The following is an 11,322-nucleotide window of genomic DNA, read 5'->3' as shown; positions in this document are numbered from 1 at the left end:
TTAAGTTAAATGATTTTGTTAAGTTCAGCAAGGTTGCGTGATGCAAGATCATGCCCAATTTGTGCGCCAAGACGTTTAGCAATAAAGCTTGCTGAAATAATGCCACGAATGATATCTTTACCAGACTTATTTTGTTCTTGGATAAGCAAATGATCAATATGTTGGTCATGCATTAAGCGTGCAATATGTCCTACTAAAGTATCTTTCAATACCGTATAGTCAAGCATTGGTAAACTCCCAATTTTTGCCATCAACATACCAACAGTTACTTCTTTATGGTGAATATCTTCGCTTTGTGCAACTTGTGTACGGTATACCCCTTGCAATCTGCGCGTATTGATCAAACCGACAACTTCATCATTATTATTGGTTACTAATAGTGCGTGTACTTCTACTTTTTGCATCATTTGTAATGCATCATCGGCCAGAGTCTTTACGTGGATAACATAAGGCTTTACCGTATGAAAGTCAGTAAAAACGTGTAAAGCAGGTGTCTCAAGAGAGATAACATCCATCGTTTCAGGGTGGTAATAAGGGACGCTTTGCTCTTTTGTGTGAGTGGTGGTTTCTAGTAATTTGTATTCTTTGTATGCCATAAGTCAGTCCTTGTGATGATTATTCCTCGTAAGTCTAATCATCATTTCGCTGCTTTGCAAACGCAATAAGCTTAGAAATCGTAGAAAGCAGAGTAATCAAGGTAATCAAGGTAAGATGACTATTTGATGCTTAGCTAAGCTTTTGGGAACATGCGTACTGATGCCACAATATAATGCTTTTTCAATAATTGCATCAGTTGTTGGCTCGATATTCCATTTTTTTGAAATATTTTCAGTAAGCACTCGTGAAACATTACCTCTGGAAATTCCTAAGAAGCTGGCAACATCACGTTGACTCATGCCGTGCGCAAGTAAATAGACAATCTCAAGCTCTCTGGGGGAAAGTAAAGCAAAAATCTTTAATGATTCAACATTAGGGTCTGGGTTTAGACCTTTAATATAATGATAAGGGTTAACATTATCCAGCAGACGACCTGTTGTTAATGTGCCGATAACGACATTATTTAAGTCGATTACCGGAAACACACTGCATTGATATATATGATGTGATAGGCATTGATCAATTAAACAATTGGTTGAAAAATTTATATAACGAATTATTTGACGCTTTACGGCTACTTCACTACGTATATTGTTGAGTACCTCATATTCTGTTTTATTAATAATTCCAAGATCAAAAAGTGTGGTGCCAATTAGGTGTTTGGCTTCTGTATTTGCGATGATTTTGGCAGTTTGTTCATTTAAAAATCGTATTTTCCCCGCTAGGTCATGCACAATAAAGTTGACTCCCATATCATTATAGTGATTTAAAAAAGGGATAAAATAGTTTTCTAAGAATGTTGTATCCTGCATCGATCGTTTTGCTCCATGGATGAGTTGACTAAAAGCTGACTGCAATTTATATAATTTATCTTAAGGCAAACTGAAAAAAAATATAAAAACTGACAATTTCCTGCCATTTGGCTGCTGGTTGTCATGTTTATCTTAGGCTACAATTCTACGCCTTTATTTTTTAATAAATAGCTAGGCGTATATCGCGCGTGAGTCATATTGCGATGTTTAATATCGAAGAAGTTGATACTTATGTGAAATGGATAGATAACAATGGAGTAATTAAATTAATGTTCACATTAAAACAGATGGAAGTGTTTGATACGTTTGCAAAAACCTTGAGCATTACCGAAGCCGCAAATAAGTGCTATATCAGCGTGCCAGGTGCGTGGAAGCATTTGGATAATCTGCAAAAACTATGTAACACAGCCCTCTATCAAAAAGAGGGAAAATATATGTGGTTAACTGCTGAAGGGAAAAGTTTGCATGCTCAGATCATTAGATTATTAGAGCAAAGGCAAAATGTGGCAGGTTATATTTATGAGCTTCAGCAAAAAAAAGAAGTAATCAAAATCGCGATTCCTGAAAATCTTGTGGAGATTTTTTTGGGTATGATCAGTGCTTTTAAGTCAAAAAATTTAGAGATAGAGCTTAGCATGAAATTGATAGGCAGTTTTGAGGAAATGCAAAAAGTCATTAAAGAAAAGCAGTATGATGTCATTTTCACACTTTATCCATTTATATCACCGAATGATTATGATATGACGATATTAGGTAGTTACAAGATGTTGCTATGTAGCAGTAAAGTTCATTTTCCAAGGTTAAATGCTCTTAAAGATTTATCATCATTAACTTCAACGAGGATATTTATGCCTCAGTATTTTTATGCAACAACAAGCTATTTTATCCAGCATCTGGAGGTGTTTAACTCAAGGCCTGATATTGAGTATTTAGATAAGGTAACCACAATTAAAAAATTTATTGATCATGGTATGGGGCATGGTGTTATACCATCTTTTTGTCTTTCAGCATGTAACGATAGCTTGCAAATACTACTGAAATATAATGAGCCGCAGTCTATATATGCATACACTTTGCAGGGAGTAAGAAATAGTAATGCGATAAAGGAATTGCTTAATTATGGGCTGTTGGCAGAAGGATCGGCAATGAGTTTTGATACATTACTTAGCCATTAATGATATTTTTTATAAGGTGATATATTTATCAGTTTTTCCATAATGATTGAGCGTATCATTTGAATTGCGTCAAGGCATAACTCATGCCCTGTTTCATAGCTGTGCCATGTAACATTATAACCATGTTGAATCAGCATATCTTTAGCTGCTGCGCCAAGCTTTACTGGAACAATTGCATCTTGTGTGCCATGCACACAGATGTAGTTAGTATGCTGATGGGGTATTTGAGTGTTTTCCGCAAAGAGTGACCACTCAGGTAAATACCCTGATATGATCATGCTTGCAGCAAGTGTATGTTTTGTGGTTAATGACGATAGTCCTGCAATAAGTGCGCCTTGAGAAAAACCTATAAGCATGATGTTATGAGGTGGAATGCCAAGTTTTATCTGTTGATTAATAATGCTATGAATGTAAGCACATGAATGCATTGCTGATGTAATATTAATTTCTCTTGCCATGGTGTCATTGCAAACAGATTTAATATCATACCAAGAGTGTATGGTCTCAGATTTATTAATCGTTAGCGAGTTCATCTCTGCAAATGGGAAAATAAAGCGAATACTATGATTAATAGGTAAGTCAAACTCAGGAACTAACTTTGAAAAATCACGTCTTGCACCAAGACCATGCAACCATATAACGCATGATCTGGCTTGAGTTATTGGCTCAATAATAATACTTTTTTTACGCATGAGTTAAATTTAAACATAAGCTATTGATGACTTCTAACAGTATCTCCAGAATAGATGCTTTGTAAATTAATTTATAGTTAAAATATCTTAAATATTAATTAATTCACATATTGATCTCATATTTATACACTTTATTAGAAAGTTAGCTATAGCTAAATCGTGTTGTTCAAAAAAATAAATCATTTAGGAGTGATTGTGAAAAAAAAGATAATATTGCTTATATCAGCTACTTTGACTTTATCGGCTGTAAGTTATGCAGCAAATCCAACCAGTGACTGTAATGATTCATCTGGTTTTGTAACCTTTTGCCACGGAGGGGGTGTTGTTCATTCATGGGATCCTTGTGATATACATGGTGATGGCACAGGGGATGCGTGGAATGATAGAGTGCCAATTATTTGTAGAACAGATATGACGGACTGGTATTGTGAACATAAGGCAGGTACTTGGGTTAAGCAGGCAACTAATAATTTGAAATGCAGCTATCCTGAATATAAATTTGACATTCATAATCAAACAGCTTATGCGCTAGATCAATACAAATTCACTGGTTACTATCTGGGAATAGGTATGCCGGATGTTAGTGATAATGAACCTGTTCCAAGTGGTGAAAGTATCACAACGAAGCCAATAGATGCTGATATTGACTATGCAATGCTTGTTACTCCTACTGAACCTTACAATGGTAACCAAGCGGGCGAGTTTGATCTATATGGTGGAGTTGATCATAAGCTTGTGAGTGCCAGTGATGTAATGATAGAAAGTCAGGATAAAGATGCACATTTATATGATAGAGTAAGTTTAAGAAATCAATCCAGTAGTGGAGATAATGACGTTTTGGCGTGCATCATCCCTGTGCAAGGTGACGGTCAGTGGAGTTTGCCAGTGTCTTATGATTCAACAACTAATGGCGTTTTATATTTGTATCCAAATATTTTGGAAGCCAAGGTTAACTTGTGTGTCAACCTGCCAACGCCTGCGACTTCAGATATCGCTTATCAATTTAAATTAGATGACTTTTCCAATTTGGAGCAAGATGATATAACACTATATCCTGCAATTGGTACACAAACCACAATTACTCAGCATATTGGACCTGATTCAGATCTGGGAGTGATTAACTTTACAGCGGGAGAATCTGGAACTCATTGTGTAGCTAAAGCATTTTACTTTAAAACAAAGCAAAAAGTTGATTGCGAGAACTTGATAAATAATAGAAATGAAACAGGAATTAACGGTGCAAATATTAGCATTAGTATGAGTGATCCAAAGGGGCAAATACATCGCATGACGCTAAAACCAAGTTCAAATATTTCTCAAACAAAAGATCGAGTTGATGCTTTGTATAAGTTAAAGTTAATTAGTCAAGAGGATGCTTTTGAAATCACTCCTGGTGATGGTGGTGATAAAAATACTTCGCTTTGTCCAGAGGGCGTTTGTAGTGATGAAACGATAACTTTTAATCCATCATAAGGAGTATTGTATGTTAAGAAAAAATATATTATCAGCCTCGATTTTGACGTTGTTAATAACTAGTACAACGTATTTAAATGCATATTGTCAGTTAATTACTCAAAAGGAAACAAAGACAGCGGCAAGTGCTAAATCTGTAGATGTAAATAATTTCAATCAGAGAGTAGCTAACAATGGCATGATTAAAATCATGCCACAAGTAACCAATGGCTTTGGTGAGAATCAAAAGCTAACCTATAAATTGCAGGATAAAGGGGGATTGCTTAAAAGCCAAGGTGTGTTGGCGATTGGGCAGATAACAACGATCGCAAATCTTGAGATTGGCGCAAAAGGAAGTAGCTATCAGCTTGAGATTAGTCCGCAGTCACTAAAAGATCACAGTGGGGTGCATCGTTTAATAGGAACATATACTAAAAATATCGAGCTTACTGTCACATCACCTGAAGCAGATGTCTCTTTGTTGTATAGAAACACAAATGATACGGATCGCCATATTATGCTGGGATACTTCATGCCGCTTATTCCGAGTGTAAATTATTATGAGCTTGCTGCAGAGCATGGTTATAACGTGGCAATCAATGCATTTGTTAAAATACAGTGCGAAACAGATAGTAGCTGCGTGCTTACAGATCAATATGGACAGCAAGCTGTAGATATTGCACATAAAGTCGATGCCGCTAAAGAAAAATATCCTCAGTTTAAATACGCAATGCTTTCAGTTACTTGGCAAGGGCTAGATAATTTTAATGTCGGATCAGCTTCTGTTGATCATATTAAGCTTTTGGCACAAACGATGGTTGATTATTTAAATCAAGCGCATTTGGATGGTATTGACTTTGACCTTGAGGCAGCACTTTCGCTCAAGCATTGGGATGGAAATGCATTAGACCAACTCATCAAACAAATACGGGAAGATAAACCTAATGTTATTGTTACGGCTGCACCCCAATTATTCAAAAATATAGATGGTAAGTATATTTTGGTAACTCAAGGGTTGAATCAAGATTATGATGTGGCAATAGAAAATGGTGATTTTGATTATGTGGTAATACAAGAAGCTTTGAGCCTGCCTGAAGAAGCTAATCCTAATATTATTTCTGAGAGCATTAAACAGCTTGAAGGTGCAGATTCTGCCGTGAAAATACCAGCAAAAACCAAACTTTTGCCAGATGTGTTATCAGGACCTAATGTTAATCCAAGCAATCCTAATAGTGTGTGGTATGCATGTGCAAACTCAAAAACGCCTGATTGTACGACTGTTTTTAAAGCAGTAGCCGAGCAATATCAAAGCTTGATTGATAATCCACAATTTGGTGGCGCAGCGACTTGGAGTATCAATCAGGATCAAAGTAATACAGCAGCTAAATCAAATCCATGGCAGTGGGCAACGACTATTGGTAATGTTATTTAATTTTTATCATATCCTGCCATTTGGCTGCTTTTGAGTGAATATTGGTTGATTTATAGTTATGTCTATTGTTTAAGCCGTTTTGGTTTAGATTAAAGGATATGCGCTAGGGGTTTTGCGTCATTGGATAAGTGGATATTGGTCATTATGCATTAAGCGAATATAAATAGGAGAATAGGCATGCGCTTAAATAAACAAATCACATTTATAGCATCATTGAGTGCATTGGCATGTATTGGTGGTTATGGTTCTCAGGCTAATTTTGTATTAATTAACGATACTGGGTATGTTCTTGATAATATGAGTTGGGAGCATGGTCTAAATAGCGACAATCATGATAGACATGAGGTGATAACAGTCCCCAGTAATGGCGAGCTAATCACCCAGCAAGTACTTGGTCAAGGTGGTGAAGATAATTATTTGGTATTGGATAAACAAGGATGTAATCAAGACGGTCACCACTGTGGCGCAATTGAATTTAGTGGGCATGATGCAGGTCATGTAGAGTCATATTTTGTAAGTAGTAATGAAGTGGTTAATAATCCAAATAAGTCAAATGCGTTTATGGAGACGGGCTCTGATAATGGCGCAGAAGGTCAGCCTCTTGCAACACCTCAAATTGCATGTGCTGTCCCTGATGCAAGTGCGAAAGCATGGAGTGATGATGCTGATAACTTTGGATATTCCTATCTATTTCCAAGTATTTTAGAAGCAAGGGTTAATCTGTGTGTACAGCTTGTAACACCAGCAAGTGCGGATACAGCTTATACATTTAAGATTGATAATGCTAATGGCTTTGCTATGAGTGATGACTTGACTCAGTGGCTACATCCGCAAATCGCAGATCGCACAACGATTACACTACCAAATTCATCAGGCACTAATTTGGGATCAGTACTATTTCATGAAGGTGATGGAGGGCAAAAGTGCGTTGTAGAGCCTTTCTACTTCAAAACAAACTCAACAGCGTGCCATGATTTGTTAGGTAATTTGAGTAATACCGGGATCAATGCTGCCCAATTGGTAATAGATGTTAACGATGCCTCTGGTAAACAGTATAGTTTTACTCTCAGACCATATGTAAATATGGAGTATGCGCAAGATGGTTCAGTCAATGGTGTTTATGCGTTAGGACTGGTAGCACAAGGCACGCAGTTCAGCATTGTACCAAATGATGCAGGTATTAAGCCTTACCCAAATGCATCAGCTTGTGCAAAAGGCGTATGTTCAAATACCACCATTACATTTAATCCAAATAGTTGAAGATAAGGTTTTGTATGAAGTATAAATTTAAGTTAAGCCTGATAAGCTGCCTTTTTTTGTCAGCTATCAGTTATGGGCTGAGTGCCGAAAGCGTATCAGCACCAGTTGATGTGCATCATACTAGAGCAGCACTTAAAGTTCAGAGAAATACATCATCTCAAGATGATGAAAAATCAAATTACAAAGGTTCGCAGGCGGATAATAAAACGATTAAAAGTTTAAGTGAGAGTGTCAATCCGGCAACCGGTGCATTGAGTGTTTCATTACCATTATTATCGGTTAAGGGCTTTATTCCTTTAGATGTCAGTGTGAGCTTTAGTGCAGGCAGCTCTGGCATGTTAGGACTTCCTAATGGTTGGCAATTTAATATTGATTCTGTGGTGCCAGGCAAATCAGTGACATTTAATGGTAGAACTTATGTGATTGATTTTAATTGGAGTGATAGCACGGGTTATCAATCAGGGCTTAAATATTTGAATCAACATGGTGTATTGTTTAAAGATATGATCACTAATACACCGTTGCCTGCAAGTTTTGCTGATTCAAGAGCTTATCGTTATCGATTGAGTATGCCGGATGGTTCGGCGGACTACTTTGATGCCACGGGCAAGCTGATTGCCAAAGGAGATCGTTTTGGTAATCATATTCGTTATGACTATAATGATCCAGAGATGGGTGTTCAGCATAACTACCTAAAATCAATTACCGATAGCTTGGGGCAGGTATTTAACTTTGGCTATAGTGCTAATGAACTAAGTGTTAGCACTGTTGATAGTCAAAATAGATCACATACGCAAAGCTTAGCTTTCAATCAAAATGGCATACTGTCATACACCGATGCGTTAGGCTTTATCACACAGTTAAATTATCAGACACGTAATGGCGTCCCAGTCGTTAACCAGATTATTTATCCTAATGGACTGGAAACAGATATCACCTACCAAGATCTACACTTTAAAACGGCTGATGGTAAGGTGGGTGCCTTAAATGCGGTAGCAACAATTAACCATATTGATCATGTTAATGCTCATCAGGTCTTGGCAGAAGCAGACTATGGTTTTAGTGAGAGTAACTTCACAGGCTATCCAAATTATCCGTTATCAGATGATAAAGACAGTTTAATGGAAAGTAATAATCCAGATTATCGCTATACGGTAACGGTTACTGAGCATAGCTCAACGGCGAGTAATGCGATGGGTGTTCGTAAAATACAGACGATTTATAACGCGATGAGTGAGCCGGTTGAGCAGGATGTTTATTTGCCTGGAGATAGCGAGAACACACCGACATATAAAACAACGAGTAGCTATCAGTTGATTCCGGATAAACATGCACAAACGGTGAATTATAATAAACCGATTATACAGACGAGTGCTATTTATGATGCTGCTACTAAAGTATATACAACGCTAAGTAAGACCAACTATACCTATGATAATTATGGCAATACCTTAACAACAGATACTTTCAAATATAATCCGCTGATACAAAAACTAGTTGAGTCAACTAAGTCAATAAATACCTATGATCCAACTTTTAATCAAACATTGACAACGATTAACATGACATGGAATCCGCTGAATAATACATTTGATACAAAATCTGTACAAAACACCTTGTCAAATGATCACAAGAATGTGCTTCAAAGCACACTGTATGATGGGGATATTAATGCTACTAACGGCTGGAAAAGTACCGATTATAACTATGACAGCCATGGCGATGTCATACAAACTACGGTGAAGTGGAGCCAATCAGGTCATGCTGGGGTGACATCAAGTACGGTTAAAGATAACTTTAGCTATGATCCAAACAAACGTTTGGAAACAATAACGCATACTGATGCCTTAGGCAGTGTGACCACGAAGATAAGTGATAGCATAACAGGCGATCTGTTGAGTCAAACTTCAGCACTGGGTAATATCGTAACATCTAGTTATGATTTAGATGGAAGAGTCTTGAAAAAGACACTGCCAGCAGGGCAAAGCATTACCTATCAATATGAGGATTACCAAAAAGATAAACAAAATAGCGTAACGGAGATCTCTCCATTGGGCGCTAAGACCACAACACAATATGACGCCTCAAATCACAAAATAACAACGTATAGCAACACGGATCCCAATAATGTTAACGACATGGTACTGCAAGAAAGTGATCGCTATAATGCCTACGGTGAACTAGTACAGAAAAAGGATGTCTTGGGTAATGTAACAAGTTATAGCTATAATGCATTGTCCTTACCAACGGCTCAAACCGATAGCGATGGTAATGTAACGACGATGCAATATGATTTTGCACATTTAAGTCAAACAAGCTTTGTTAATGGCATCAAAACTAAGATAGTTATTTATAACGCCGATAAAAAACCGCTAAAGACAATGAGTTATCCAAACAGTCATAATCCACTGCAACCACATTATCATTTGGAAGAAATATCGACCTTAGATGGTAATAATCAAGTATTGCAAACAATACATAACAAAGTAGATGATAATACCGGGGCGGTGACCGTTCTTAATACGCTAACCAGTAGCTATACGCCTGATGGTAAAACCCAAAGTCAAATCTTGCAAAGTGGGCAGTCTAAAGAAACGATAACAGCAGAGTATGATCTATTAGATGACGTGCTAGATAAAACAAAAACACTTGATTTTAGTGACAGCACGGGGAGTCATCATGATGTTACGCAGCGTGATCATTTTAGCTATGATGCGACAGGCGAGCTGATCGCTGAAACCAATCAAGCAGGTCAATCGATTAACTATAGCTATGATCAAGATGGCAATAAAGTCACTGAGACACGTCTTGATGGTACGGTTGTGCATTTTACTTATGATAAAGATGGAAACCTTACTACTAAAACATATACCGATAATAGTGGTAAACATAGTTACAACTACAGCTATGATCCCGATGGCAATAAAACTTATGAAAGTCTCGATGGTCAAGGCATTAAGATAAGCTATACACTCTCAGGATTACAAACGGCAACTAGCTACCCCGATGGTAAAGTGGCAACTGCAACTTATAATAAATATGGGCAACTTCTATCAAGCACCGATGTGAATGGTCAACAAACCACAATGACGTATCTTAAAGATGGCAAGCTTGATACGGTGAGTAATAATCAAGATAAAGTAACCTACCTATATAGTACCCAAGATAAACCCAATGAGAATAATCAATATGGCGCACTTATTGCTAAGGATTATCAGGGGATTTATACACAGCAGTTTACAGCAGATGCATTTGGTCAAGAGCATGAACTAAAGCAAATTGATAGCTTAGGCACAACACTCCTTGATGTCGTTAATACCTTTGACGCAAAGGGCATGTTAACTGATGTTACGGCAACTTCAGATAAGGCGCCAAATGATCCCAATGTTAACTATGTCAAACACTATACTTATGATGAGTTGAATCAATTGATTAAGGAGAAAACTGATAACTTACAGCACCAACCGCTAACAAGTACTGAATTTATTTATGATGGCAATGGTAATATTCTCAGTAAAGTTAAAGATGCTAAGACGACAACCTATCAATACAACAACCTTGATCAACTGGTTTCTTATACCGAAGATGGTAGTACATACACGCCCAAGTATAATGCCAATGGTGATGAGGTTGATGATGGCAAAGGCACAAGCTATCAGTTTAATGGCATAAGTCAGCTAATTGGTGTGCAAAATCAAGCGACGCATCTTGCGTATGATTACTATGCCAATGGCTTAAGAGCAGATCGTATAAACTCGACCGGTGATCATCATCGTTATTACTATACTGGAGATACCATCAGTGCCGTCAATGATTTAACACATCCAGATAATGTTAGCTTTTTCCTTGATGGCAAAAATCGTATTCATGCTTATAGCGTGAGCTAGTTTCGTTGTGTATAA

Annotated in this window: 8 protein-coding genes; 5 read left to right on the top strand and 3 right to left on the bottom strand. The window is 37.3% G+C overall.

Annotated elements, in window-relative coordinates:
• Positions 1-5 precede the first annotated feature (5 nt).
• The gene (locus tag ACTS4L_RS01775) at positions 6-596 is read right to left on the bottom strand and encodes a CBS domain-containing protein (RefSeq protein ID WP_440617267.1); all 591 of its coding nucleotides are present in this window, start codon (positions 594-596) and stop codon (positions 6-8) included.
• Between the two features lie 105 nt (positions 597-701).
• Positions 702-1,409, bottom strand: coding sequence for a helix-turn-helix transcriptional regulator (locus ACTS4L_RS01770; protein ID WP_440617268.1), 708 nt, complete (start codon positions 1,407-1,409; stop codon positions 702-704).
• Positions 1,410-1,597: 188 nt separating this feature from the next.
• Between ACTS4L_RS01770 and ACTS4L_RS01765 the strand changes: the two genes are divergently transcribed.
• On the top strand, positions 1,598-2,584 hold the full coding sequence (locus ACTS4L_RS01765; protein ID WP_440617269.1) for a LysR substrate-binding domain-containing protein: 987 nt from the start codon (positions 1,598-1,600) through the stop codon (positions 2,582-2,584).
• Here ACTS4L_RS01765 and ACTS4L_RS01760 read toward each other — a convergent pair.
• Positions 2,581-3,276, bottom strand: a complete 696-nt coding sequence (locus ACTS4L_RS01760; protein WP_440617270.1) for an alpha/beta hydrolase — start codon at positions 3,274-3,276, stop codon at positions 2,581-2,583. The genes ACTS4L_RS01765 and ACTS4L_RS01760 overlap by 4 nt on opposite strands.
• 195 nt (positions 3,277-3,471) lie before the next feature.
• Between ACTS4L_RS01760 and ACTS4L_RS01755 the strand changes: the two genes are divergently transcribed.
• The 4 genes from ACTS4L_RS01755 (at position 3,472) to ACTS4L_RS01740 (ending at position 11,307) form a co-directional block, all read left to right on the top strand.
• Entirely contained in the window at positions 3,472-4,749 is a 1,278-nt protein-coding gene (locus ACTS4L_RS01755) for a hypothetical protein (RefSeq protein ID WP_440617271.1), read from the top strand.
• A 10-nt stretch (positions 4,750-4,759) separates the two neighbouring features.
• Positions 4,760-6,160, top strand: a complete 1,401-nt coding sequence (locus ACTS4L_RS01750) for a glycosyl hydrolase family 18 protein (protein ID WP_440617272.1) — start codon at positions 4,760-4,762, stop codon at positions 6,158-6,160.
• A 177-nt stretch (positions 6,161-6,337) separates the two neighbouring features.
• Complete coding sequence (locus tag ACTS4L_RS01745) at positions 6,338-7,420, top strand: hypothetical protein (RefSeq protein WP_440617273.1); 1,083 nt, start codon at positions 6,338-6,340, stop codon at positions 7,418-7,420.
• Between the two features lie 14 nt (positions 7,421-7,434).
• Entirely contained in the window at positions 7,435-11,307 is a 3,873-nt protein-coding gene (locus ACTS4L_RS01740; protein ID WP_440617274.1) for a hypothetical protein, read from the top strand.
• The last annotated feature ends 15 nt before the right edge of the window (positions 11,308-11,322 follow it).

It is taken from the genome of Cysteiniphilum sp. 19S12-1 (assembly GCF_052030685.1).
Taxonomy (GTDB): Bacteria; Pseudomonadota; Gammaproteobacteria; order Francisellales; family Francisellaceae; genus Caedibacter.
Note: the sequence above shows the minus strand (reverse complement) of the source record. Positions and strands in the feature narration are given on the sequence as shown.